The following is a 25,316-nucleotide window of genomic DNA, read 5'->3' on the forward strand; positions in this document are numbered from 1 at the left end:
TAAGGAGAATCGTGAGAACACACCAGGCAGAAAGGGCCGCGGCCGGAACACTACACGGCATCGACAGGCTCATCCGGAATGTACGGACCGGACGGTTTGAGCGGTCGCTTGCCGCGCTGACGGCGGCAGGCGCCTTGGTGACCGCCGCGGAAGTATTCCTTGAGCACGACAAAGCGAGTTTCGGAAACAAGTGGATGTGGGCACCCGTGGCTCTTGGCCCCGTTGGCGCGGCCGCGGGCGTTGCCGGTGTCTTCAGCCGCCGCATGGCCAAAACGGCACTCCCGCTGGCCAGCGCTGCCATTGTGGCGAACGGGCTGCAGGGTACCTGGCTGCACCTGCGGGGAATCAGGCAGAAGCCCGGCGGCCTGTCCAACCTGCGCTACAACCTGGAGATGGGTCCGCCTTTGTTCGCCCCGCTGTTGGTGACAATGGTAGGGGGCATGGGTGTCCTGGCCTCGGTCTTGCGGAGGGAACCGTGAGCGCGCTCCCCTTGGGCGAAGACGACGGCGGCGGCCGGTACCCGGGCTTCAGCACCCTCGCCCAGGCGCGGCACTGGGACCGCGTGACGGCCTCCGTCGTGCAGTCGCGGATGACGCTGCCTCCGGACATCCGTTTCTTCACGCCGGCTGAGGAAGCTGCGGCACGAACCCTCTTCGACCTGCTGCTGGACCAGCACGACGAGCCGCGGGTCCCGGTGGTGAACATGGTGGACGCCCGGCTGGCGGAGGAGCAAACCGACGGCTGGCACTACGGCAATATGCCCCGCGACGGTGAAGCCTGGCGTGCCACCCTCGCTGCGCTGGACTCCGAAGCGGGATCGCGGGGCGGCTGCAGCTTCGCCCTGCTGGATCCGGAGCACCAGGCGGCCCTGCTGCAGGACGTCTGCGATCTGCAGCAGGAATTGTGGCACGGGCTTCCGGCGGACCGGGTCTGGAGCTTGTGGACACGGTACGCCTGCACAGCGTTCTACTCCCATCCCTTGGCCTGGGATGAGATCGGCTTTGCCGGCCCGGCGTACCCGCGCGGCTACAAGAACCTGGGCGTGGACCGGCTGGAGCCGTTCGAAGTGCGCGACATCCGCCCCGGTGCAGACCCCACCCGAAGGACCGGCCCGTGAGCACCCTGCGCAGCCGGAACGAGTCAGCCTGGCTCTTGCCCGCCGGACCTGGCAGCAACCTGCTGCTGCGCGAGGACATGCGCCGTTTCCGCCACGAGGAGGAGGTGGACATTGTCATTGTGGGTTGCGGTGCCGGGGGCGCCACACTGCTGCAGCGCCTGTCACGGGCCGGGTGGCGGGCGGTGGCGTTGGAGGCGGGTCCGTTCTGGGAACCCGAGCAGGACTGGGTCAGCGACGAAGCCGGCTCCCACCATCTGTACTGGACCGAGCCCCGGGTGATCACGGGCAAGGATCCGGTGCCGCTGGGCTCGAACAATTCGGGCCGCGGGGTGGGAGGGTCCATGGTTCATTTCGCCGGGTACACGCCCCGGTTCCATCCAAGCGATTTCCGCACGTGGAGCGAGGACGGAGTGGGCGCGGACTGGCCGTTGGAGTACGCCGAACTCCGGGAGTTTTATGAGGACATCGAAGGCGAACTGCCCGTGGCCGGGGAGCACTGGCCGTGGGGCGATCCGCACAGCTACCCCCACCGGCCGCACCCGGTATCCGGGAACGGTGAGCTGTTCCTCAGAGGTGCGAACGCCTGCGGCATTACCGCAAGGGTGGGGCCGGTGGCCATCGCCAACGGCCGATTCGGCAACCGCCCGCACTGCATCTACCGCGGCTTCTGCCTCCAGGGCTGCAAAGTCAACGCCAAGGCCTCTCCCCTGATCACCCATGTCCCGGACGCCCTGGCCCACGGCGCCGAAATCCGGGCCGACTCCATGGCCACGCGCGTGGGGTTTGACGAGCACACAGGCCTGGCGACCGGCGTCGAATATGTCCATGGCGGCCTCCGCCGGTTCCAGCGGGCCCGGATGGTGGCAGTGGCCGGCTACTCGATCGAAACTCCGCGGCTTCTGCTGAACTCCACCTCACCACGGTTCCCGGACGGCATGTGCAACGACTTCGACCAGGTGGGCCGGTACCTGATGGTGCAGGGCGCGCCGCAGACCGCGGGCCGGTTCCAGGCAGAGGTCCGGATGTGGAAGGCCCCGCCCCCGGAAGTGAGCACGGAGGAGTTCTACGAAACAGACCCCGGGAAGCCGTACAAGCGTGGCTTCTCCATCCAGACTGTTTCGCCCCTTCCGATTACGTGGGCGGAGCATGTTGCGGCGCAGGGCCACTGGGGTCCGGCGCTGCGCCGTCACATGAGCGACTACCCGCACTGGGCCTGCCTGGGTGCCCTCTGCGAGTTCCTGCCCCTTGCAGGAAACAGGGTGACGCTTGCGGAGGAAACGGACCGCAATGGCATCCCCGTGGCCTGTTTCACCTACAGCCAGTGTGACAACGACCGGCGGCTGATGTCCGCCGCACAGAAAGTCATGGAACAGATCCTCACCGCTGCCGGAGCGGAGGAGGTCATCACCATCAACCGCTATGCGCACCTGGTGGGCGGGGCCCGCATGGCCGCCGGTGAGCGGGACGGAGTGGTGGACCGCAACCTGCGCAGTTTCGCCGTACCCAACCTGCTGGTTACCGATGGCAGCGTGCTGCCCACCCAGGGCAGCGCCAACCCGGCCTTGACCATCATGGCCCTGGCGGCCCGCGCCGCACGCGTCCTGATCCGGGGCGCCCGCAAGGGCGCCCCGGCGAGTGAAAAGGAAGACTGATCATGGCAACAACAGTGGCTGACTACCTGCTCTCCCGGCTGGGTGAGTGGGGCGTGGACAAGGTCTTCGGTTTCCCCGGAGACGGCATCAACGGCATCCTTGCCGCCTTCGGCAAGGCGGGCAACTGGCCGAAATTCATCCAGGCGCGCCACGAGGAGATGGCCGCATTCGAAGCTGTTGGCTACGCCAAGTTCGACGGGCACCCTGCCGTGTGCATGGCCACCTCCGGCCCGGGCGCCATCCACCTGCTCAACGGGCTCTACGACGCGAAGCTGGACCATGTTCCCGTGGTGGCCATCGTCGGCCAAACGGCACGGAGCGCCATGGGCGGCTCCTACCAACAGGAGGTGGACCTGCTGACCCTGTTCAAGGACGTGGCCTCCGACTACGTCCAAATGGTCACCGTTCCCCAGCAACTGCCCAACGTCATCGACCGGGCCATCCGCATCGCCGAGGCCCAGCGGGCGCCCACCGCTGTGATCATCCCGGCCGACGTGCAGGAACTCGAATATTCCGCACCCACCCACGAATTCAAGATGGTGCCTTCCAGCCTCGGCATCCGCTGGCCGGGGATCCAGCCGGACAGCGGCTCAATCCGTGCTGCCGCCCAGCTCCTGAACGAGGGCTCCAAGGTGGCCATCCTGATCGGGCAGGGCGCCCGCAGCGCGGCCGCAGAAGTCAAGGAAGTGGCCGACCTGCTCGGAGCCGGGGTGGCCAAGGCCCTGCTGGGCAAGGACTCCCTGCCCGATGACCTGCCCTACGTCACAGGATCCATCGGGCTGCTGGGCACCCGGCCCAGCTACGAAATGATGCGGGACTGCGACACGCTGCTCACCATAGGCTCCAGCTTCCCGTACACCCAGTTCCTGCCCGAACCGGGCCAGGCCCGCGGTGTGCAGATCGATATCGATGCGAAAATGATCGGGCTGCGCTATACCAACGAATTCAACATCGTGGCCGATGCCGCCACCGCCCTGCGCGCCTTGATCCCGCACCTGGACCGCAAGCAGGACCGGTCCTGGCAGGAGAACCTGGAGAAGTCCGTCAGCCGCTGGTGGGAAACCATGCACAAAGAAGCCATGGTCAGTGCGAACCCCATCAACCCCATGAGGCTGTTCGCAGAGCTGTCCATCCGGCTCCCGGAGAACGCGATGCTCAGCGCCGATTCCGGTTCGTCGGCGAACTGGTACGCCCGGCAGCTCAAGTTCCGGGACGGGGTCCGGGGTTCGCTGTCCGGCAACCTGGCCACCATGGGCCCCGGCGTCCCCTACGCCATCGGCGCCAAGTTCGCCCACCCGGACCGGCCCGCCATCGCCTTCGCCGGGGACGGAGCCATGCAGATGAACGGGCTCGCCGAGCTGATCACCGTCAAGCACTACTGGCGCGAATGGAGCGACCCCCGGCTGGTGGTGGCTGTACTGCATAACAACGACCTGAACCAGGTCACCTGGGAAATGCGTGCCATGGGCGGTGTGCCTGCCTTCCGCGAGTCCCAGGCGCTGCCCGACGTCGACTACGCCGGGTTCGCGGAAAGCCTGGGGCTGCTGGGCATCCACGTGCAGGATCCCGACGACGTGGGGCCGGCCTGGGAGAAGGCCCTCGCCACAGACCGGCCCACCCTGCTGGACGTCCGCACCGATCCCGACATTCCACCCATCCCCCCACACGCCACCTTCGAACAGGCCCGGAACAGCGCGGAGGCCATGATCAAGGGCGACGACAGCGCCTGGGGCGTGGTCAAGGAAGGGGTCAAGACCAAGATCCAGGAATTCCTGCCGCACAAGGAGGGCTGACCGGTGGCCAGGACCGCGCCGGACAGTGCAGAGGTTCCCATCGCCGATGTCCAGACGGCGACCTACACGGTTCCGACGGAGGGGCCGGAAGCGGACGGCACGTTCAGCTGGGACTCCACCACCATGGTCCTGGTTCAGGCAGCAGCGGGCGGAAAGACCGGACTGGGCTGGACCTACGGTCCCCCGGCGGCAGCAGCCCTGGTGGAGGACCTTCTCGGTCCTGCCGTGTGCGGCATCGACGCCCTCGACGTTCCCGCCGCCGCGGCGGCCATGGCGCGTTGCGTCCGCAACCCGGGAAGAACAGGCCTCGCGTCCTACGCCGTATCCGCCGTCGACTGCGCCCTCTGGGACCTGAAGGCCCGCCTTCTGGACCTTCCGCTGCACAAGCTGCTCGGCGCCGTCCGGGACAAGGTGGCGGTCTATGGCAGCGGCGGCTTCACCACCTACACGGAAACCCAGCTGCGCGACCAGCTCGAAGGCTGGGCCCACGGACAGCACATCCCCCGTGTAAAGATCAAGATTGGACAGGACAACGGGACGGACGTCCGGCGGGACCTGGAGCGGATCCACCAGGCGCGCGCCGCCGTCGGCCCTGGCGTGGAACTTTTCGTCGACGCCAACGGTGCGTACACAGCCAAGCAGGCGGTCCGCGTAATGCGCGCGGTTTCCGGCGAAGACGTTTCCTGGTTCGAGGAGCCGGTCTCCAGCGACAACCTGCCCGGGCTGCGGGAAGTCAGGAACGCCGTCGACGCCGACGTGGCCGCCGGCGAGTACGGAACCGGGCTTCCCTACTTCCTGCGGATGTGCGCGGCCGGTGCCGTCGACTGCCTGCAGGCGGATGTGAGCAGGTGCGGGGGCATCAGCGAATGGCTCCGCGTCGCCGCGCTCGCCGCTGCCCACGGCCTGGAAGTCTCCGGCCATTGCGCTCCCAACCTGAGCGCCGCCGTAGCCGCCGCCACCCCCAACTTCCGGCACCTGGAATGGTTCCACGACCACGTCCGCATCGAGAGCCTCTTCTTCGATGGAACGCTGGACCCCGACGGCGGGTGGCTCAGCCCCGGAGCGGGCAGCGGCAACGGCCTCTCGCTCCGTACCGCGGACGCCGACGGATACAGGGTCGGCTGACCAGCCGCCGCGGCCCGCCAACAAAGCTCACAGCGCCAGGAAGGACCCCTTCAATGGAGACACCGCACAATGAACCGGACGGTCGACCCACCTCCGGGGGTGCCTGATGGCGGAGATCAGCGACTATGCAATGGTGGGTGATCTGCACACAGCAGCCCTGGTTGGCCGCAACGGATCCATCGACTGGATGTGCCTGCCAAATTTCGATTCGCCGGCCTGCTTTGCGGCACTCCTGGACTCCCCGGAGGCGGGACGCTGGCTTCTGGCACCGGCCGGGGCCGGCGACTGCACCCGGCGGCGCTACCGGCCCGGAACCCTGATCCTGGAGACGGAATGGGACACTGCAGACGGCAGCGTGCGGGTCACGGACTTCATGCCTGCCCGCGATGACTCTGTCGACATGGTCCGCATAGTGGAGGGTCTCAACGGGAGCGTACGCATGAAAGGCGAGCTGCTGCTCCGCTTCGACTACGGGCGCATCGTTCCCTGGGTCCGGCGCATGGGTTACGGCATCAGCGCCATTGCCGGTCCGGACGCCGCCTACCTCAGCACCCCGGCGCCCGCGAGGGGCCAGGACATGCGGACCATCAGCGAATTCACCGTCAAGGCCGGTGAGCGGGTCCCTTTCGTCCTGCATTGGGCACCGAGCTGGAAGCCAGTTCCGGACCGGACCGACCCCAACCGGGCCCTGGCTTCCACGCAGGCTTTCTGGGATCAGTGGACCGGCCGCAACACCACTGCCGGCCGCTATCACGACGCCGTCCAACGGTCCCTCATTACCCTCAAGGCACTGACCTATGCCCCTACCGGCGGCATCGTGGCGGCCCCCACCACGTCCCTGCCCGAAGACCCCGGCGGCAGCCGCAACTGGGACTACCGGTACTGCTGGCTCCGGGACGCCACCCTGACGCTGCAGTCCCTGCTCGCATGCGGTTACACCGAGGAAGCAGCTGCGTGGCGGGAATGGCTGCTGCGGGCCGTCGCAGGCGACCCCGCCGATCTGCAGATCATGTACGGGATCGACGGCACCCGCCGACTGCCCGAGGCCGAACTTCCATGGCTCAAGGGGTTTGAGGGCTCGAAGCCGGTCCGAACGGGAAACGCGGCGGCACCGCAGCTTCAGCTGGACGTGTGGGGCGAGGTACTCGACGGCCTCGCGCTCACACGGGCCGCTGCCCCTAACGGTGCTGCGGATGATTCCTGGGACATCCAGGTGGCGCTCATGGAATACCTTGAGGGAGCTTGGGACCAGCCGGACAACGGGCTGTGGGAGATGCGGGGCCCCCGGCGCAACTTCACCCATTCAAAGGTCATGGCCTGGGTCGCCGCTGACCGGATGGTCAAAGGCGTCCAGCAGTACGGGCTGCCGGGTCCCCGGGATCGTTGGGCTGCGCTGCGGAAGCAGATCCACGACGACGTCATGGCCCAGGGCTTTGACGAAAAGCACAACACTTTCGTCCAGTCCTACGGCAGCACCGAACTCGACGCCAGCCTGCTGCTTATCCCCCGCGTCGGGTTCCTGCCACGCAACCATCCACGCGTCACCGGCACTGTCGAAGCTATCCAAAAGAACCTCACCCGGGACGGCTTCGTTCTGCGCTACCACCCGGAAGCGGCCAATGACGGGCTGCCCGGCACCGAGGGCGTGTTCCTCGCCTGCTCCTTCTGGCTGGTCGACGCGCTCCTGGGAATAGGACGCCGCGAGCAGGCCACCGACCTGTTCGAACGTCTGTTGACACTCCGGAACGATGTGGGCCTGCTCAGTGAAGAATGGGACCCCAAGAACCACCGCCAACTTGGAAACACTCCACAGGCTTTCAGTCATTTCCCCCTCGTCCACTGTGCCTTGCAACTTGGCTACGCCTCCGGCCCCGAAGGTCCGGAAAAAAATGCCTCACCAGCCTAAATCTCTTGCGTATACGCAAAAGTTGCTATTGAATAAGAGAATATTCCGCGTGGGGCCAGGAGCGACGGGACACCTGATGGATTCCACCGCCGCGGCGGCCCCCGCACAAGTCCCGCTCCTTCCGTCCTGCACGGAAAGCAGGCCCGTCCGGGTCCGCGGGAGAGCGTCAGCATGCTGGGGTGCTATCTGATAAGCCATATTGCGAAGGAGCAATTCCGATGGCACGCAACGCCATGTCAGCGACTGCGGTGGGAAACGCCCGGTGGAAGAGGCTGATTCCCGTCGCAATCATCGTGTACATCATCTCGTTCATGGACCGAACCAACATCGGCTTCGCCCTCAACGGCCTGCATCAGGACCTTGGCATCGACGCCGCGCAACAAGGGCTGGCTGCGGGTATCTTCTTCATCGGCTACCTCGTCCTGCAGATACCAGGCGGACACCTTGCCGAGCACTGGAGCGCCAAGAAATTCGTTGGCATCATGGTGCTTGTCTGGGGCGTGCTGGCGGTCCTCTCCGGATTCATCCAGGATTTCACCCAGCTGCTCGTGGTGCGCTTCTTCCTCGGCGTGGCCGAGGCGGGGATCTGGCCGGCGATCCTAGTCCTGATCAGCCACTGGTTCCCCGCTGCCGAACGGGCCCGGGCCTATGCGTTCTGGATGATGAACATCGCCATTGCGTCAATCATCACGGCCCCGCTGTCCGGGTGGATACTGTCCTTCTCGGACTGGCGGTGGCTGTTCATCATCGAGGGAATCTTCCCGTTCGTCATCGCCGCGCCGTTGTGGTGGGCCCTGATCGCCGACCACCCGCGCGACGCCAAATGGTGCTCCGAGCAGGAGCGTGAGTACATCGAACAGGGCCTTGCTGCTGATGCCGCGGCCCATCCCCAGCAGGAAAAACTCGGCCTGCGGCACGTCCTGTCCAACGCAGTGGTGTGGCGGCTGACCCTGGTCTATTTCCTCATCCAGATCGGGTTCTACGGCATCAACATCTGGCTCCCGCATGTCATCAAGACGATCACCTCCGGTTCTTCCCTGGAGGTAGGCCTGGTCACGGCCATACCGTACGTGCTGGCCATGTTCGGCCTCTGGTACAACGCCAAGGCCGCCGACCGATCGGGCCGCTACTCCACCCACGTGCTGTTGTCCATGGCCATCGGCGCTGTTGCCCTGGTCATCTCGGTGGCAACCGGGGACAACCTTCCGTTCCTCGCGGTCACCCTCATCAGCATCGCCGTCGCCGGAGCCTTGGCCTATGACGGGCCGTTCTGGGCTTCCGCATCCCGCGCCATGCCGGTGGCGGTGGCCGGCACCGCCATGGGACTGATCAACGCAGTAGGCAACCTCGGCGGATTCGTGGGGCCCTACGTGGGCGGGTATCTGCAGGACGTGACGCACGGCAGCTTCCTGGCCACGTCCATTTTCCTGGCATGTTGCCTGCTCGCCGCCGGACTTGTAATGCTGAGCCTGCGCCGAGGCGGTGACAGGCCAGTGGCAGGCGGAGAGGGGGATGCGCAGGAATCCCGGCGGAGCCATGCGGGAAAAAACTAGCTAGTCCACGGAAGCGGCCTTGGCTTCCCGGCCCCTCCGGGCAGCCAAGGCCGCTGCCTTTGTCCAGGATGATGCCCTTGGCTACTTCTTGCCGGCCTTGAGGTCACTCACCACTTTGGCAATCCGGCGTGACCGGGTTTCCGGAGTCTTCGACTCGGCAACAGGCTCGACGTAGCGGCGTTGGGTGCTGTAACTGAGCGTTTGGTAGAAAGCATGTGCCGCAGGTTCGGCCTCAAGTGCTTCGGCAAGGTCGGGGGGAACATCGACGCTCCGCGGCTGCGTGTCCAGCCCCAGGGCCACCTCCACTGTGTCCCCGGCAGAGGTGCCTGTCAGCTCCCTGTTGGCAGCGCTGAGCCCGATCATGTTCTGGCCGCCCATAACCGCGATGGTGCTGCGGTAGCTTTTTCCGTTGATGGTCACAACCACTGGCGGCCGCCTGCCCGCGTTAAGTGCTTCGACGATTTCCTCCGGGACCTCGATGCCCACTTTGCCGCCGGTCCCCCGGAGGGTTGTGGTGAATTTCAGCTGCAACGTGCGTCCCCTGGCTTCCGGTCCAAGACCAAGGCTGCGGCGAAGGCCCCCGTCACCAGGCGGAGCAGGATATGCGGCACTGTCATGGTCGTTTCCTTTCGAAGAACTGGATTTCCCCACGTGAGCCGAGCCTAATTTCCGGTACCGCGCTCCGCCACCCCCACAGCCAGTTGGGTCCATGGAAACAACTAATCCCCCGGACCTTCCTGATCCGGCATCAGCTGCGGCCTGCTCCGCACCTGGATCCTCCAGCCCTGGGCAGCCGTGAAGCCGGCCAACGCCGCTCCCTCCCCAAACACGCGGCTGTCAGCAGACGCATGGCGCAGGACCGCAATGATGCAGGGCAGACCCATCAAAGCCTTCTGGGCGTGCACCAGGGCTTCATGCAGCGTGCTGCCATTGATGGCAGCTCGACTGACAGTATGGCTGGTCACGTACTCCAGGAAGTACGGCATAAAGCGCAGTTTGGCACACAGGGGAACGCCGTCGTAGAGGCCTTGGTCACGGCACTGGACGCACCACTGCCTGCCTGCACTGAGCGTGGTCCCATGGCGTGGCGGGGCGGCTGTGCCGCTGCTCCCTCCATAATCTGAAGACGCCGACGGAAACGGCGCCCGACGCATGAAAGGCGAGGTACTTGATGGTGGAACAGTGTCCTGTCTCCAACGAAACTCCGATCGGTCCCACCGGGGGTCTTACGATCGACCAGTTACTCATTGAGAGCCGGATGGGACTTGATCGTGTTCATCCTGCCGATCTTGAACTGGAAATGGCGGCGGGTGCCCTTGTTGTCGACACCAGGCCGGCCGATCAGCGGGACCGTGATGGGGCGCTTCCCGGAGCAATCGTCATTGACCGGAACGTGCTCGAGTGGCGGCTCGACCCTTCCAGCCCCCACCGGATCCCCGGCGCTGACGACTTCACGCGGAGGATCGTGGTGGTGTGCAATGAGGGGTACAGTTCCAGCCTCGCTGCGCATACCCTGCAACGGCTGGGGCTGACCCGGGCGACCGACCTGGTCGGTGGCTTCCAGGCGTGGGCCGCGTTACGGAGGCAGTCCGACACGATGCCGCCGGGCCGGTGACGGTTCCCGCCTGCACCCGGAAGGGCCAGTAGTCGGAAGGAGCATGAAGATCACAGGACCACGCACGGGTGCCGGCCACGGATTTTCACGTCTGACAGTGTCGCTTCAGGCGGGGCCCGCAGTGACTTATCCTGCAGGGGATGCATCCGTTTCAGGCATGCTCCACGCAAAGGAACCCATCAGATGAGCCTTCCCCCAGGAATCAATCCTTCCGCGCGGCCCAGCGGTACGGGCTGTGCAGAGTGCGAGAACCAAGGCGGGTGGTGGTTCCATCTGCGCCGGTGCGCCCAATGCGGCCACATCGGATGCTGTGACTCCTCGCCAGCCCAGCATGCGAGCGCACACGCGGCCGGCACCGGCCATCCTTTTGTCCGTTCCTTCGAACCCGGCGAGGACTGGTTTTGGAACTACGCCACGGAGGAATACTACGAAGGGACGGTGCTCGCGCCGCCCCAGCACCGTCCGCTCAGCCAACCCGTCCCGGGACCGGCAGGACGGGTGCCCCTGGACTGGGAGCGCCACCTGCACTGAGGGCGCACGCCCTGCAGCCGGGCCTTGAGACGCGTAGGCGATCCCCCGAGGCGAGCTTCGCGCACTGCCGCCGCCCGGCGTCGTCCGTTTTCCCAAAGGGCCCAACTTCCATTCCGGCGGCGCCCCTCGGAGCGTACATTGTGCACATGGGAGAGACCCTTAATTTTCGCCGCGACGTACTCGCCGGGCGGCTCATGAATGTTGCTGAATTCACCCATGCGCACTGGTTCTTCGGCAACCTCTATGAGCTTCTCGTCAAGGTTCCCCATCGCGTGGCCGGTGCCGAGGCCAGCAGCGAGCTCTCCCGCTCCCCTTTCGGGGCAGGCAGCCCGGGCCGGTATTACGCACCGGTTGCGCCGCTCAATGCACCTGCGGCCATCGGCGCACTCATCGTGGGGTGGGACCGCCCGTCCGCCAGAGTGTCACTGATCGTGGGCGCGGCGAGTTCCGCGGCAGGCGCGGCCGCAACCGCCTACATCCTTCGGTATCTCAATCCCCGGCTGTTTTTCAGCCCCCATCCGCTCCCAGACGACCAGCGTGGTCCCTTGCTGGCGCGGTGGTACCGAATCCATAGCCTTCGGTTGGCGGCCAGCGCCGTGGCACTGGCCGCCTTCCATCATGCCCGGACTGTGGCGCTCAGGGCCCGTTGATCGGCACCTTCAGCCCCAACTGGGCGGCATGAACACCAAAGGTACGGGAAGTCGCCGTGACCGTGCGCCGGAAGAATTCCCGCCCAAGCGGTGCGGAGTTTCACCCACGTCTCCCCGTCGTGCCGTCCTAAGCTGTGGCCATGCACCCCTTAGTGGCAATCGGTCTGGTGTTCCTCACCTGGTTTGCTTGGACGGGCACCATACTGACGTTGTTGGTGTCCCTTGCAAAAGCCCGACGGCGGAGATCAGCCCACGCCGGACGCAGTCCTGAAACTGCCCAGGCCAGACCCGCTGGCATGGCGCCAGTCAGGACGTAGCGACCCTTTGCGGGTGCACCTGCTCCGGCAAGGTTATTTGGACCCGAGGAAGATCGGATTGGTCAACGCAGCCATGGGGCCCAGCAAGAGTGCCGCGCCCATGTTGGTGCCGTTGCTGGCGGTTCCGTCAGCCATCGGGTGGCGCACTTCTGCCCTGACATAAGCGGAAAGCTGCGCGGTAGTGACCCAGGTGTGCGTGCCCTGGCCGGAGGCCGGGAGCGCCACTTGCTGCGTCTGTCCCTCGTCGGTGATGATCCGGATGACGCCATTAGGGACTCCGCTGACATTCACACGGACCGTCACGGGCGCATCGGCACTAACGTCGAGCCTCTCCCCTATGCCTGCCTTACGGCCTCCCGCGGAAACGCCAAAGTCCAGGGAGATGTTGGCGGACTCTGCAACCCAGCTGTGCCCGTTGCGGATGCCGTCAAGGATGGCATCGTGGGAAAGGGCCTGGGCGTTGACCACGTTGTGTGGCAGGCCGATGACCTGCGGCTCGCTGTGCGCGTCGCTGTTGCCCATGGCCGGGACCCAGCGTCCGCCGGTGCGCACCGAATGGGCGAGCATGGAGTCCCACGTGTTGATGGCATATTCGTCGTCCACAGTCCACGGGCCGGTCCAGACTTCGACGGCGTCCGCATCGTCGTAGCCGAACTTCCAGCGGCAGGCGACATAGGGGCAATACGGGTGCGCGGGGACTACCAGGCCGCCGGAGGCGTGGATGTGCTGGGCCTCCTGCTCGAAGCCTTTGTCACGGGCGCGGTAGCGCCAGTCGATCCAGTCCCCTGGTTCGATGCCCAGCGCGAGGTAGTGGCCGTTGCGCGTGGTGACTTCCTCGCCGGTGAGGATGAGCAGGTCGTCGCCGGCCAGGGGTCCCCAGGCTCCGTGGGAAGCAGGCGTGTTGTGGTCGGTGCTGATCATGAAGTCGAGTTTCGCTGCCCTCGCTCCGGCAGCAACTTCCGCCGGGGTGCGCTTGCCATCGGAGTAGACGGTGTGCAGATGGGCGTCTCCGCGGTACCAACCCGGGCCGCGTCCGTTTACCTGCGTGGCCGGGTACTGGGGACGGAAAGGGGTGCCGTCAGGGCCGTAGTCGAGGGTGACGTTGACGGTGTAGTCCATGCCCTGTTCGGCCACCTGGTAGGGGCCAAGCGCGATATTCCAGGTGCCTTTGCCCACGGGTCCAGGCAGATACCCTGGGGTGGCTTCGGCGGCGCTGATGAAGAACTCGGTACGGAAGCCGCCGGACCAGCCGCGGAATCCCTTTCCGGCAAGGTCGGTGCCCTTTTTGTCGAAGATTCCGATGTCGCAGGCATTGGACAGGAGTCCCGGAGTAACCGAGGGTTTGCTGTAGCTGTACGAAACGCTGATCTTGTTCACGCCGGCGGGTACCTCAACCGGCAGGTACACGAAATCAGCGGCACCCGGATCGAGGTGCCCGGTGATCTTCTTGGACCTGCTGGTGCCGGTATCGGCCGCGGCAAAGGATAGGGGTGCCAGGGTCACGGCGGCACCGGCCAGCGCAGCGGCAAGGAAGCCGCGGCGGGAAGGGGACAGGAAAACACTTTCAGCCTCGTGGGCCTTACATGGTGAAGTCACCGCCCGAGTCTCACCATGCGGACTGAACGGCAAGCGACGTGCGTGCGAATACCTGGAGAACCGCTGTACATAATTAGTAGTTGAGTAGCATTTTTTGGACTGCCCGTTCCATCCGCCATGGTTGCCCCAGGCGGCGGCCGCGACCACCATGGAATTGTGGCCATGAACGCCGTCCGGCATCGACTGGTTCTGTCCCTGTGCCTGCTGGTCCCACTGGCAGCAGCGGCGGGGTGTGCCTATGACTACCCGGACCCGGCCAACAGGACGCCCGCCGAACCCGGTACCCCCGTACCCGGACTCCTTGGGGGAACGCAGGCCGCCACCCCAACGCCGAACCCGCTGGTCCTTGAACGGGAGGTGCGGAACTACCAGGAGCTGGACGGACTCCTTAAGTCGGTGCCCGGGCCGGTCCTGCTCTTTCAGGAAGGGCCACTTGACGGCCCGGCCAGGGGTTTTGGCACAACCGAGGAGGTGCCTGCGGCTGGCCGATACACGGTGACGGCAGCCTGCATTGGGGGGTCCAACGCCAAGATCTTCATCCGGCAGGAGAATCCCAAGGTCACCCTCTGGCCCGTCGAGCTCACTGTGGACTGCCCGGGGGCAACGTCACAGGTGATCACGCTCCAGGAAGGCTATGTCTCCGCGCACCTGTCCTTGCCGGGGCCCGCAGATACACCGTGGACGGGCGCGGTCGGCGGAGTACGGGTGACGGGTTGAGCCAGGATCTGTGTGGCCGCCGGTGCCCGGCGGAATAGGATCGTGCACCACTATGTTGGCTTTCGGTGTGAAGAGTATCGGATTCTTGTCCTTTGGCCATTGGACCGACCACCCGGAGTCCGGCACACGCAGCGCGTCGGACGCGTTATTGCAGGCCATCGACTTGGCCGTCGCGGCAGAGGAACTGGGAGCGGACGGCGCGTACTTCCGTGTCCACCACTTCGCCCAGCAATATGCTTCCCCGTTCCCGCTGCTGGCCGCGATCGGGGCACGCACAAACCGCATTGACATTGGTACCGGCGTGATCGACATGCGTTACGAGAATCCGCTCTACATGGCGGAGGACGCGGGCGCGGCCGACTTGATTTCCGGCGGCCGGTTGCAGCTTGGCATCAGCCGAGGTTCACCCGAGCAGGTCATCGATGGGTGGCGCTACTTCGGTTTCGCCCCGAAGGAAGGGGAATCGGATGCGGACATGGGCCGCCGGCATACTGAGCGCCTGCTCGAGGTTCTCACCGGGAAGGGCTTCGCGGCGCCGAGCCCCCGCCCGATGTTCCCCAATCCTCCTGGGTTGCTGCGCATTGAGCCCTACTCGGAGGGACTGCGGGACCGTATTTGGTGGGGTTCCGGCTCGAACGCAACGGCGGTGTGGGCCGCGAAGCTGGGCATGAACCTGCAGAGTTCCACGCTCAAAGACGACGAGAGCGGCAAGCCCTTCCATGTCCAGCAGGCCGAGCAGATCGAACTGTACCGGCAGGCCTGGAAGGAGGCCGGGCACGAACGGGAACCGCGCGTCTCAGTCAGCCGCAGCATCTTCGCCCTGACGAACGACCTCGACTGGCGATACTTTGGCCGTGACCGTCAAAGCTCCGACCAGATCGGGAACATTGACGAGAAGACCCGGGCAATCTTTGGCCGCTCCTACGCTGGCGCCCCTGACGAGCTGGCCGCCATGTTGGCCAAAGACGAGGCCATCGCCGCGGCGGACACCCTGCTCCTTACTGTCCCCAACCAGCTTGGTGTGGACTACAACGCCCACGTGCTTGAGTCGATCCTGAAGGACGTGGCTCCACAACTCGGCTGGCGCTGATCCGCGTCGGGTGGGTCCTGTTCGACACAGGACTGGAGGGAAGCAGTCCCATGATCGAGCCCGCCTTGGCACTCGCCGGCGCGGTCCCGGGCCGGTGCCTCTCGATGGGCTTCGGATCGGCCGTAGCCCCCTACAGCTGATCGTCCGGGCAGCGGTCACTGGATTGGGTATCCGGCCATGTGGTTGACCCCGTTCTTGAACAGGGCCAAAGGGCACTAGCCTGAAAGGCTCTCCCGAACCTAAGGTTCCGTCAGTAGAAATCATGCCCGCCGATGGTCCTCACCATAGGTAAAGACCGTCCCCCCGCAGCTGCAGCCTAACAACGAGCCCCGGAGCGGGGAAAACGATGGATGCACAAGAGAACAGGTACTCCGCCCTTCCGCCGGCAAGGAATTACCAGGACACCCGCCTGTCAGCGGACTTGTTCTCCGCGTCCGCCAGGGATTCCCGGAACGTACCCCGGAGTTCAGCCGCTGGCAGGCCCGCATGGAGCCCCACGCGCACAGCAGCAGCACGAGGCGCCAACCGCACGCGAGCGACCCTGCCGCTGCTGTCAACGTTCGTGCATGTGAACCGGAGATCCCCTATTTCACCGGTCATGCACGGCCCTTCCGACATGACGACCGCACCCTCCGCCCGCGGGTTCTTCATTGGCGACTACGCCGGGCTGGCACCCGCGGGCTCATCATTTGCGTCGCTGTCCATACGGGCCAATGACGCGAATACATCCAACCGGACCGACGCCGTGTTCTCATCCGTCTCGCCCTAGCCCAGCTGGTCCTCCCATCCATGCGCCGGCTCCGGGAACCTCAGGTGCCAAGAAACCGTTAGTAAGGAGATCATCATGTCCGCACGCACACCGCAGGGATCGCCACGTGCCGCGAGCCGCCACTCCCTTGCTTGCATCCTTCCCCCGGACCTACTGATCGAACTGGCCCGCGGCGCGGACGCTGCCCACAGGGACTCGCTACTGTCTACGCTGGCCATCGATCAAGGACTTCGGGTCGCCAGGGCCGAGATCGCAGCCCGCACCCTCCAGCACCCCACGGCGGTTGGGCGCACGACGGCGGGGGGTGCCCCCACCCGCAGAATTTACGACCAGGCACATTCCAGTGACCAGGTTCCGGGGAGGCTCGTGCGCTCCGAAGGAGACCCACCGGACGCCGACCATTCCGTGAACCAGGCTTATGACAATTTCGGTTACACGTACGCCCTCTACTGGGATATCTTCCACAGGGACTCGATCGATGACCAAGGCATGCCGCTGGAGGGACTGGTTCACTTCGGCACGAACTACGACAACGCCTTTTACGACGGAGCCGGCCACATGTTTTTCGGCGACGGCGACGGCAAGACGCTTACAGACACCACCAAAGGCACCGACGTGGTCGGGCATGAGCTCACCCACGGCGTGACCCAACACGAAGCAAACCTGACCTACTCCGGCCAGTCCGGTGCACTGAACGAATCGTGCTCGGATGTTTTCGGCGTCCTGGTCAAGCAGTATCACCTCGGCCAGTCCGCCCAACAAGCGGACTGGCTTATCGGCGCTGATATCGTCGGTCCGCTGCTGTCCCCCGCCCTCCGTTCCATGAAGGCTCCCGGTACCGCCAACCAGTACGACCACCAGCCTGCCACGATGGACGGCTACGTCCGGACGACCACCGACAATGGTGGCGTCCACACCAACTCCGGAATCCCGAACCGCGCGTTCTATCTCGTGGCCACCGGCATTGGAGGCAACGCATGGGAAGCGCCCGGACAGATCTGGTACGACACCCTCGCTGATCCCAGGCTACGGCCCAATGCAACCTTCAGCTCGTTCGCTGGCCTCACCCTCAGGTCCGCGCGATCCCGCTACGGAACAGCAAGTAGAGAAGCAAACGCCGTTTCATCTGCCTGGGACGCAGTCAAAGTCCGGACTCACTGAGGAGCCAAAGTGTACAAATCCTGGTGTCCTGACCGCAGCAGCAACCCGGCCGCTTTCCCAACGTGCACAAGATTCTGCGGTATTGCCGAAATAGGTTCGCTCATTCCCAGGTCGGTGCGGAGGATGACATGAAGGAAGACCCAGCAACCCGTCAGCAGCTTTCCGAGCTCATTGAACAGCGCCGCGCGGATATCAGAACTTTTCTGCGTCAGGCCCGGCCCCGGAGGAACAGGCTGATCAACATGAGTGTCATAGGGAGCGCCCTGGCCGCAGCACTGACCGTTGGGCCCGCTGCAGGGGGTACTAAGTTCACAGAGGGCGTCCAGGCTCTGCTGTCGCTGGACGACGACTCGACAGTATGGCGCATCCTTTGCCTGCTCGCCGTACTTTGTTCCCTGACCGCGGCTGTGTCGACGGGTCTGTCCAACTCCCATGAGCTCGCCTCCCGTGTCAGTGCCGCGGAGGCGTGCAATGCGGAATTGGAAGGTCTCGCGGGAGCGTTGGCTTTTGGCCGTCTTCATCTCGAAGATGCCGTCCGGCTCTATCAGCAATACATAGCCAAAGTCGCTTTTGTTGACGACACCCTCACCCACACATCGACCAGCGTCAGCTGAGTTGCCAGGGACAGTCACCGGGGAGGGGCCATGTCCTCAGCACGGGAAATTCTCGAGCTTCGCGTCCATGGAGTCCGGAATACCCCACCTTACGAGATGCTGGGAGTCGAGCCTGCAGACGTAGGGCCGGCGGACCACGACGGAATCAGGCTCGTTGACAAGTTGGCCGGATTTTACAAGGTGAGGCAGTCCCCCGCAGATGCGTCCTCGTCGCCGGATTCGAGAACACGGCTTGAGGCATACAGTTGGGGCAAGCTGGACCGCTTCGCGCCGAACGGGTTTCTTGGTAAGAGCGTCCGGGCACTTTATAACGTTGGATGGTTTTTGATTGCCCCCTTCGGTTTCGCAAACGCCGCCTACTGGGCACGTGTTCTCAAAGCCGATGATAGACGCGGCGACGGAGTCGACCCCGGAACAGGTGCGGCACTCGTACGTCTGTTCAGTCTGCTGCTGACGCTCTTGCTGGCAACGGCCATCGCCACGGCTGCCATGGACTTCATCGCCGTTCAGTGCTTTCGCGTTACCGCGGACGGGCACCTGCAGATGTGCGATGCCATGCCGCACTGGTTCGATGGTCTTAGGAGCTTGACGCGGGGCCAACGTCTTGCAGCCGTGTCAACTTTTCCGATCGTCGCCATTGCACTCCTGGCCGCCATCAGCCTGTCCAGTGATGTTCGTTTTCGGACCCGGTTTACGGATCAAAAGCGAGTCCAGGGCCATTCTCCTGTTCCAAAGAAGCGGGAACGCCGCACGATGGAAAACGGGCTGCGGCGCACGCCGGTCCTCGCTGCACCGCGGTTGTGGATCCGGCGCGTCAACTCGCCGACAGGAGTGGCACACATTGCCGCCAGCGTCCTGCTCGTGACCTTCCTTCTCGCCGCCGACCTCAGGGAGGCGTCGAAGGACGACGCCGGCATTGCCACGACTTTAGTGGCGGTTACGTGCCTGCTCCTTGTAGTCGTAGCCGGCTCCGTCATGTACTGGGGGTCAGAGAGCGTCCGTGCACCCCTTGGAGCCGGGTTTTCCCGCATGGTCTGGGCTATGATCCTTCTTCTTTCCAGCTTCGCCGTCTACCTTTGCACGGTGGTAGTGGTCTGCCGCGCTACCAGTGCCGGGCAGGCAGCCCCCTTCACGGTGGCCCAGCTAGTGCCGACAGTGCTCGTTGCCCTCCTGGCGATACTCGCGACCTCGGGATTCCTTATGCGCCTGGCCCCGAATGCCGCCGTCGTCTGGGGAACCCTGTTGTGGTGTATTGCCCTCATCGGCATCCTCATCATTATTGGCCAGTGGAATTTTGCACCAATGTCCGTAAGCGCTGCCTTCGGAATATGCGCGGCCTGCCTGCTGGCCGTGGCGGTATCCCTCATGAACCAGCGTGACAGGGCGCCCGTGCGGCCGCTGGGTCGGCAGGCAGAAGCATGGCATGGCCTGGCTCCCGGCGTAATAATGTATCTCAGCCTTCTGCTCGCGGCCTTCTACTCGAGCGCCATCGTCGTGGGTGTCGGCAACTGGCTGCAGGCCGGCGCCCTCCTTTGGCAACGGGACAGCACCCATCCTCTCTTCCGCACCCTGCTCAACGACGATGCGTCTGCCATTTCAATCCCCTTCCTTTATTGGGCAGCGGGTGGAGTCATGGTGCTCCTGGTCCTTGCAGCCGTGGTCATCCTGGGCACGCTCATGCTGGGCAGCCTCTGGATCGGTGAAGGAATCACCACTCCTCCGATCGCTGACAGCGAACTGCCCTACACGTCAGAAATAATGGCCGTCCGCCGCAGAAGCGCCCTGCTGCAACGCGGTGAGCGGGTGGTAGAGCTGGCAGCAGGGGCCACCCTCGCGGGCGTCCTCATGGTCCTTGCGTTGACCATCCTCCATGAGAACGGCACAGGCCATGAGTGGCTCCGGCACCTGTGGTTCTGGAACGCAGTCTCCCCGGCCGGCACTTGGGTGGCCACGAGCGCCCTGACAGCCGCGGGGGTGTTGATAGTAGGGGTAGCAATTTCGAGCGCCGTCGTGGGAACAGGCAGGCCGCTCGGGCTGCTTTGGGATCTGGTGGCTTGGCTGCCAAGGGCCGGCCACCCTTTTGGCCCCGCTTGCTACTCAGAACGTGTGGTTCCCGAACTTGCCAACCGGATGCTCCAATGGCTCACCGACCAGAAGAAGGTGGACGACCCGGCAGTGCTCGATCAGGTGCAGCCCTCGCGCCGCATTCTTTTGGCTACACACAGCCTGGGAGCCGTCCTGGGCATAGCCGCGATATATCACCTGGCCGCCATGGCCCAGCACAGGGAGCTCGAGGCCGGGCCAAGGGGCACGGATGCCGACGCGGCCAAGGACAGGGTCAGCGACCTTTTGTCCAGGATCAGATTGCTCACTTTCGGTGTCCAACTGCGCCCATATTTCGGCAGATTCTTCCCCGACCTGTGGGGACCGGCCGTCCTTGGGACTCCGGGTGTACAGGGACCACGATATTTCGGGAGCGATCCGTGGAAGGGCCGTTTTCTCCCAACGCCGCCCGTCCCGTCCGATGGCCAACTCGCGGGCCTCCTGGGCGGCGGCGCAACCGGTCCTGGAGTGTGGCTGAATGTATGGCGACGGACGGACTACCTCGGCTTCCCCGTCTACGCCTATCCGCACGACACCCCGGAAGCGAACGCGCTGGACGGCGTTGCCCTCGAGATAGAGCCCGACTCGTATCAGGCACTGGTGGCCACGCACGGAAACTACTTCAAGACCGGCCGCTACGCCCTTGCCCGGGAAAGCTTGCTGAGGGAATGGGACCTCCAGGAGGGTAGTAAATAGGTCTTTGACACCAGGCGGCCAACGCGGGGCAGCTTCGCTACGGACCCTGCCGGAGGGCTATGTGGACGGTGCCACCACGTCCTCCAGTACTGACCTGTCAAAGAAACGGATCTCGCCCGTTGCCTCGAAAAACACCGGAACTACTGATGTGCTCAAGTCTTTGGACGTTTCGTAGATTTCAGCCGCACCCCCGTGCTTCCTTGCAATGGTTCCAACCATCTCGGTACCGCGAACCCGCACAGTTCGATATTTGTAGCTCATCATGGCTCCTTCGTCGGCTACGGCACACCCTACCCCTTGGGAGTCCCGCTCCGGGAGGTAGTCTCCGCGACAATGTGATCCGAACCAATCTAGGAACAGCGGGAACCACTCCAGGCCCTAAGCCGTCGGCAGCGATCGCAATCTCAGTCTCAGGGGCCACCAAACTCAAGGCGCTGATGCTATGAAGGGCTGCCGCCGAATTGTTTTTGCATGGCCAAATCACCCGGCCTGGAAGGGATGTGTTTGGTAGGTCGCCGTTCCTCGGCCTGCCGGTGATCCTCAGCACGCATTGCGGAAACGCCCGGTGCCGCTATGAAGCGCCAGTTCCTAGAATGGGTGGGTGAACCTTTCGCATCTCGGCGCCCCGACAGGGCCGATGATTCGCGTGCACGGCGGATTCGCCAACCGGATGTACCGGCTCGACACCGACCAAGGGTCGTTCGCAATAAAGGAACTGAACCTCGTCGACCGCCGCTGGGCCCATCGCGTCGAGGACGTGTTCAGGTTTGAATGGGCGGCCTTCGCTGCCGGCATTCCGATGCCAGAGCCAATCTCGGCCAGCTACAACACACTCGTTCACCGCTGGGTCGAAGGCGAAAAGGTGCCCGAAGCGCCCGTGTCGGCGGCATACGCGTTTGAGATCGGCGAGATCCTCGGACGCATCCATGCGCTCGACGTCCCATGGACGAATGCATCGATCGAGGACCCGACGTCACATGACTGGTCCGAGCTCGCCGCGCGGGCGAAGGCAACCGGACAGCCTTGGGCCGACGAGTTCGCCTCTCACATCGAAACATTCCTCGCGATTGCCCACTTCGTCGACACCTGCGAACGGCCAGGCCCGGTCGTGCTGACCCATCGGGACATTCAACCGTGGAATCTGCTCGCTCGGGAGGGCCGGCCGGTGTTACTCGATTGGGAGCTCTCGGGGATGCTCGACCTGTCCAGTGAACTTGGCTCGACCGCGCTGAGCCTCGCAAAGGGACCCGGCTTGGAGGACATCAAGCCCGCCATTTTCCGCTCCGTTCTCGACGGCTATGTCGCGGGAGGCGGAGTGCTGCCGCCACCAGGGCCAAGCTGGTTTGTCTTCATGATCGGCGGCTGGTTGGAGCACACGAGGTGGAACATCCTCCGGTGCCTTGCCGGCGCCGAGGCGAGCACCGGCCCTGGCCTCGCGCTGTCGCACGAGTCGGTACGCAACGGATTGAACGGCCTCCCCGACCTGTTCTGGCGACTTGGAGAGCTCGAGACGCTGCTGCTGTGAGAGTGACCTGTGTCCACGCTTGGTACGGGGCGTAAGGCGTTCCCGATCCCGTGCGGGCCGATAGTCGATGACCTGCGACGCTCGGGCGCGCAGCACCTGCATCGACAAACAGCGCCTCCACCGACCGCAGAAAGGCAACTCACGGTTCGGTCCCTAGATCCCGCCCGTACCTCTGAACGTTCTGCAACCCTCCTGCAAATCGTGGTCCGTGTGGGCCGAGACCTTGACCTCGGACTTGCATTTCGCAAGTATGAGCCACATGAGCCTCTTCATCACCTGCCCGGTTGAAAGTGTCGAGCGCGCGACCGCCTTCTACACCGCCCTGGGCTGGACCCTCAACCCAGAAATGTCCGGTCGCAACGTCTCATGCTTCGCGATCGCGCCCGAGCAGTACGTCATGCTCGGCAGCCGAGAGATGTACGCGAGCGTCGGTGACTGTGTCAACTTGATTGGAGCCCACCAGGACGGCTTGATTGGCACCCACCTGGGGCGCGGCAGTTGCAAGGGACTGGGAAACCTAGTTTGGCCGGGCGTCGTGAACAGCCAAGCTCCGATACTTGCTATCCCCGCCATGTTCCCCCGATGTTCCGCGCGGCCTACCTCCTGAATGGGCGGGCCTAGGGCAATGTTCCGGATGCCAGTTCTGCAAGCCCAAGTTTGGCGCAGACATGTGAGCGGACTTGGGACAGGATGGATCGATCTGTATGCTCGGCCCATCATTAGGCACGTCGGCATCAGCGGCTTAATGCTGCTACTCGCCTGAATGCGATCGGTGACAGGCATTGACCGATACGTTTCGATTTCATGACTGCGGAGCGCTCTTCCGCGCTGGGATTTCTAGTTCTGAGGAAGTGGGACGAGGCTGTTTAGCGTTTAGGGCACCTCAGTGGTCAGTGCAACGCCTAACCACGGTCTGCGACGACTGATTGTGTCAACCGAGTTGGGCCGCGAGGACGGCTTTGATCCATCCATCAAGCACGCCAGCGGACGAGGTCGAGCATGATCCAGCTTGGCCCTCCCGCCTTCCGCCTTCCGCCTTCCGCCTTCCGCCTTCCGCCTTCCGCCTTCCGCCTTCCGCCTTCCGAACGCAGAAATGCATACTTCTTCTTTGAATTCCAGTCAATTACACAGACTAGCCGGCAATAGAACGTGACAAGCGGAGAATCCGAGTTCGTGTTAGCCTCACCACGTCCGAAGCAAAAGCTAGATTTGGGGGTTTCTATGAATAACTCGGCATTAGTAATAGAGGCGAGTAAGACTAAAATCACACGTCCAATCACACTATTAGTAGCAGCGCTGCTCGCGCTGGTATTCGTCATCATGGCCTCAACGGCGGCTCAGGCCTACACCCGCCGCTACCACGCTGATTTCAACTACGCGAACCAGGTTCGTGGCAGCGGGTTCATTGACAACCTGTCCGGCGGGGGTACCCACGTCGGGTACACGCCGCCATTGGGGTTCCAGTCCTGGTCCTACGGCGGCACATACAACTACGCCAACGGCAACGCATACAGTACGGGCGCTGCTCAGGGCGAAGCTTGGTCCAGTTATAGCCATGCCCTGTATCGCTATGGCGAAAGCAAGTGCTGGTGGAACACGTCCTACCCTGAAGCCCGTCATAACCCGCAGCTTCTTTGTGATCAGTATGTTGGTTAGTAGCTACTCAAAATTTTGGGGGAAAAATGAATTTTTCTAAAGCATCCGCGTTAGTCGTTTCCGTTGGCGCCGTTGCGGTTGTCAGCATTGGCGTCGGGGTTTCCCCTGCGCTTGCCGGAGAGCAGCGAAGCATCAGCGGAACGGATCTCGTTCCTGTTCTCGCCGCCGCGCAGGTTCAAACCGATTCCGCAGCTGCGGACAAATTGGGCAAACCAATCATCAGCCGCGTGGACAAAGCCTCTGTCAGAGTTATCGCGGTCGACGACAAGGCAACGTACTCGACTGGTCAGGATCATTCAGGCCGTGAGGTTTGCCTTATCGTCCAAACGAATGGCCCGGAGCAGGCGAGTACAGCTTCGTGTATTGCCGTTGAAAAGTTCGTACACAGCGGGCTCACGGCCATGGCCTCAGGCGCCGATCCAGCCTCGCAGGTCGTTGCTCACTTGTTGCCGGCAGACGTCGATACCAGTGCTCTGACGTCCGTCGCTGCCCGCCGAGAGGCCGGAGTGCTACACCAAGTGCGTTCGGAAGGATCCGGACAGCTTGTTCTTCAGCGTCCCAATGACGGGCTCCCGGCTGTTAGTGAGCTTCCCATCGAAGGCACAGCGGACACTTTCTCTTTCGTGAAATTCCCTGAATAGGAGTCAAATGGCTATTCGAACATTGCTGTCCAGCTTGATTAGCTTGGTCGCCCTCACCGTCGTTGGTTATGTAGGCATCTTCATCGATGCCAGTCTCGGGGGCTACGTGGCTGACCTTATGGGAAGACCGACGGCCGGTGTTTCACCGCGTTTTCCGTGGGAACTCCAATTCGTTATCGTAGTTATCAGCTTCACAGCGGTTCTACTGTTGCGTCAGGTCCTGGGCGGCTTGTTTGGGCTGGGAAGACTCGTCGCGGCCCTGGTTTCGGCTGTGCTCCTGACCGTGTCATATGTCATTGGTGCGACGGTTACAGGGGGTGAAGCCCTTGTGGGTAACGTTCTTCTCAGAAGCTACATAGGTGGCTCTCAATCGCAGATGGTGCTCCTCGCCGTGGCGGCTCTGCTGGTGACGGCTCTGGCCTCAATCCAGCAGACACCGGGGTCGAGGGCAGCACCTACGAAGACGTCCGTCTCCTCGCCAGAATGACC

At 63.9% G+C, this 25,316-nt stretch carries 24 protein-coding genes and 1 pseudogene; 20 read left to right on the forward strand and 5 right to left on the reverse strand.

Annotated elements, in window-relative coordinates:
- Positions 1-11: 11 nt before the first annotated feature.
- The 7 genes and pseudogenes from J2T23_RS02265 (at position 12) to J2T23_RS02295 (ending at position 9,146) form a co-directional block, all read left to right on the forward strand.
- Positions 12-479 (forward strand): hypothetical protein, encoded by a 468-nt coding sequence (locus J2T23_RS02265; RefSeq protein ID WP_210418927.1) that lies wholly within the window; start codon positions 12-14, stop codon positions 477-479.
- A complete protein-coding gene (locus J2T23_RS02270) occupies positions 476-1,117 on the forward strand; it encodes a gluconate 2-dehydrogenase subunit 3 family protein (RefSeq protein WP_141181490.1) in 642 nt (213 codons plus the stop codon). The genes J2T23_RS02265 and J2T23_RS02270 overlap by 4 nt, the downstream gene beginning before the upstream one ends.
- Complete coding sequence (locus J2T23_RS02275; protein WP_210411234.1) at positions 1,114-2,769, forward strand: GMC family oxidoreductase; 1,656 nt, start codon at positions 1,114-1,116, stop codon at positions 2,767-2,769. The genes J2T23_RS02270 and J2T23_RS02275 overlap by 4 nt, the downstream gene beginning before the upstream one ends.
- Before the next feature lie 2 nt (positions 2,770-2,771).
- Positions 2,772-4,562 (forward strand): thiamine pyrophosphate-requiring protein, encoded by a 1,791-nt coding sequence (locus J2T23_RS02280; protein WP_307356737.1) that lies wholly within the window; start codon positions 2,772-2,774, stop codon positions 4,560-4,562.
- A gap of 3 nt (positions 4,563-4,565) precedes the next feature.
- Positions 4,566-5,687, forward strand: coding sequence for an enolase C-terminal domain-like protein (locus J2T23_RS02285; RefSeq protein WP_307356740.1), 1,122 nt, complete (start codon positions 4,566-4,568; stop codon positions 5,685-5,687).
- A 91-nt stretch (positions 5,688-5,778) separates the two neighbouring features.
- Positions 5,779-7,593, forward strand: a pseudogene (locus tag J2T23_RS02290) (glycoside hydrolase family 15 protein); the annotation flags it as partial.
- A gap of 218 nt (positions 7,594-7,811) precedes the next feature.
- Positions 7,812-9,146, forward strand: coding sequence for an MFS transporter (locus tag J2T23_RS02295; RefSeq protein WP_141160580.1), 1,335 nt, complete (start codon positions 7,812-7,814; stop codon positions 9,144-9,146).
- An 81-nt stretch (positions 9,147-9,227) separates the two neighbouring features.
- Here the strand turns inward: J2T23_RS02295 and J2T23_RS02300 are convergent, their stop codons facing one another.
- Together J2T23_RS02300 and J2T23_RS02305 are read right to left on the reverse strand one after the other, a co-directional pair.
- Positions 9,228-9,677, reverse strand: coding sequence for a YdeI/OmpD-associated family protein (locus tag J2T23_RS02300; protein ID WP_370871410.1), 450 nt, complete (start codon positions 9,675-9,677; stop codon positions 9,228-9,230).
- A gap of 188 nt (positions 9,678-9,865) precedes the next feature.
- Positions 9,866-10,132 (reverse strand): hypothetical protein, encoded by a 267-nt coding sequence (locus J2T23_RS02305; protein WP_141181487.1) that lies wholly within the window; start codon positions 10,130-10,132, stop codon positions 9,866-9,868.
- A 272-nt stretch (positions 10,133-10,404) separates the two neighbouring features.
- Here J2T23_RS02305 and J2T23_RS02310 point away from each other — a divergent pair, with 272 nt between their 5' ends.
- The 3 genes from J2T23_RS02310 to J2T23_RS02320 all read left to right on the forward strand — a co-directional run bounded on the left by J2T23_RS02310 (position 10,405) and on the right by J2T23_RS02320 (position 11,942).
- The gene (locus J2T23_RS02310) at positions 10,405-10,761 is read left to right on the forward strand and encodes a rhodanese-like domain-containing protein (protein WP_246857438.1); all 357 of its coding nucleotides are present in this window, start codon (positions 10,405-10,407) and stop codon (positions 10,759-10,761) included.
- A 183-nt stretch (positions 10,762-10,944) separates the two neighbouring features.
- A complete protein-coding gene (locus J2T23_RS02315) occupies positions 10,945-11,292 on the forward strand; it encodes a UBP-type zinc finger domain-containing protein (protein ID WP_307356744.1) in 348 nt (115 codons plus the stop codon).
- Positions 11,293-11,438: 146 nt separating this feature from the next.
- The gene (locus J2T23_RS02320) at positions 11,439-11,942 is read left to right on the forward strand and encodes a hypothetical protein (RefSeq protein ID WP_307356746.1); all 504 of its coding nucleotides are present in this window, start codon (positions 11,439-11,441) and stop codon (positions 11,940-11,942) included.
- Between the two features lie 350 nt (positions 11,943-12,292).
- On the opposite strand, the gene J2T23_RS02325 is transcribed toward J2T23_RS02320, so the two are convergent.
- Positions 12,293-13,855 (reverse strand): CehA/McbA family metallohydrolase, encoded by a 1,563-nt coding sequence (locus J2T23_RS02325; protein ID WP_307356748.1) that lies wholly within the window; start codon positions 13,853-13,855, stop codon positions 12,293-12,295.
- 117 nt (positions 13,856-13,972) lie between these two features.
- Here J2T23_RS02325 and J2T23_RS02330 point away from each other — a divergent pair, with 117 nt between their 5' ends.
- The 6 genes from J2T23_RS02330 (at position 13,973) to J2T23_RS02355 (ending at position 21,005) form a co-directional block, all read left to right on the forward strand.
- A complete protein-coding gene (locus J2T23_RS02330; protein ID WP_307356751.1) occupies positions 13,973-14,572 on the forward strand; it encodes a hypothetical protein in 600 nt (199 codons plus the stop codon).
- A gap of 67 nt (positions 14,573-14,639) precedes the next feature.
- A complete protein-coding gene (locus J2T23_RS02335) occupies positions 14,640-15,662 on the forward strand; it encodes an LLM class flavin-dependent oxidoreductase (RefSeq protein WP_307356752.1) in 1,023 nt (340 codons plus the stop codon).
- 616 nt (positions 15,663-16,278) lie between these two features.
- Positions 16,279-16,431 carry a hypothetical protein gene (locus J2T23_RS02340; RefSeq protein ID WP_307356754.1) on the forward strand — a complete coding sequence of 51 codons (153 nt, stop codon included), beginning with the start codon at positions 16,279-16,281 and terminating at the stop codon, positions 16,429-16,431.
- 75 nt (positions 16,432-16,506) lie between these two features.
- Positions 16,507-17,592 (forward strand): M4 family metallopeptidase, encoded by a 1,086-nt coding sequence (locus tag J2T23_RS02345; RefSeq protein WP_307356756.1) that lies wholly within the window; start codon positions 16,507-16,509, stop codon positions 17,590-17,592.
- A 128-nt stretch (positions 17,593-17,720) separates the two neighbouring features.
- Positions 17,721-18,206: a hypothetical protein gene (locus J2T23_RS02350; RefSeq protein WP_141181481.1), complete on the forward strand. Its 486-nt coding sequence runs from the start codon at positions 17,721-17,723 to the stop codon at positions 18,204-18,206.
- A gap of 753 nt (positions 18,207-18,959) precedes the next feature.
- Positions 18,960-21,005: a hypothetical protein gene (locus J2T23_RS02355; protein ID WP_307356759.1), complete on the forward strand. Its 2,046-nt coding sequence runs from the start codon at positions 18,960-18,962 to the stop codon at positions 21,003-21,005.
- 57 nt (positions 21,006-21,062) lie between these two features.
- On the opposite strand, the gene J2T23_RS02360 is transcribed toward J2T23_RS02355, so the two are convergent.
- Positions 21,063-21,269, reverse strand: coding sequence for a hypothetical protein (locus tag J2T23_RS02360; protein WP_307356761.1), 207 nt, complete (start codon positions 21,267-21,269; stop codon positions 21,063-21,065).
- A gap of 337 nt (positions 21,270-21,606) precedes the next feature.
- On the opposite strand from J2T23_RS02360, the gene J2T23_RS02365 reads away from it, so the two are divergent.
- The 3 genes from J2T23_RS02365 (at position 21,607) to J2T23_RS02375 (ending at position 24,186) form a co-directional block, all read left to right on the forward strand.
- Complete coding sequence (locus J2T23_RS02365) at positions 21,607-22,530, forward strand: phosphotransferase family protein (RefSeq protein ID WP_307356763.1); 924 nt, start codon at positions 21,607-21,609, stop codon at positions 22,528-22,530.
- 259 nt (positions 22,531-22,789) lie between these two features.
- Positions 22,790-23,137: a VOC family protein gene (locus J2T23_RS02370; RefSeq protein WP_307356765.1), complete on the forward strand. Its 348-nt coding sequence runs from the start codon at positions 22,790-22,792 to the stop codon at positions 23,135-23,137.
- Positions 23,138-23,751: 614 nt separating this feature from the next.
- Entirely contained in the window at positions 23,752-24,186 is a 435-nt protein-coding gene (locus J2T23_RS02375) for a hypothetical protein (protein ID WP_307356767.1), read from the forward strand.
- Positions 24,187-24,236: 50 nt separating this feature from the next.
- On the opposite strand, the gene J2T23_RS02380 is transcribed toward J2T23_RS02375, so the two are convergent.
- On the reverse strand, positions 24,237-24,482 hold the full coding sequence (locus tag J2T23_RS02380) for a hypothetical protein (protein WP_307356768.1): 246 nt from the start codon (positions 24,480-24,482) through the stop codon (positions 24,237-24,239).
- A 352-nt stretch (positions 24,483-24,834) separates the two neighbouring features.
- Here J2T23_RS02380 and J2T23_RS02385 point away from each other — a divergent pair, with 352 nt between their 5' ends.
- Positions 24,835-25,314: a hypothetical protein gene (locus J2T23_RS02385; protein WP_307356770.1), complete on the forward strand. Its 480-nt coding sequence runs from the start codon at positions 24,835-24,837 to the stop codon at positions 25,312-25,314.
- The last annotated feature ends 2 nt before the right edge of the window (positions 25,315-25,316 follow it).

It is taken from the genome of Pseudarthrobacter niigatensis, assembly GCF_030812615.1.
In the GTDB taxonomy this organism is placed as follows: domain Bacteria; phylum Actinomycetota; class Actinomycetes; order Actinomycetales; family Micrococcaceae; genus Arthrobacter; species Arthrobacter niigatensis.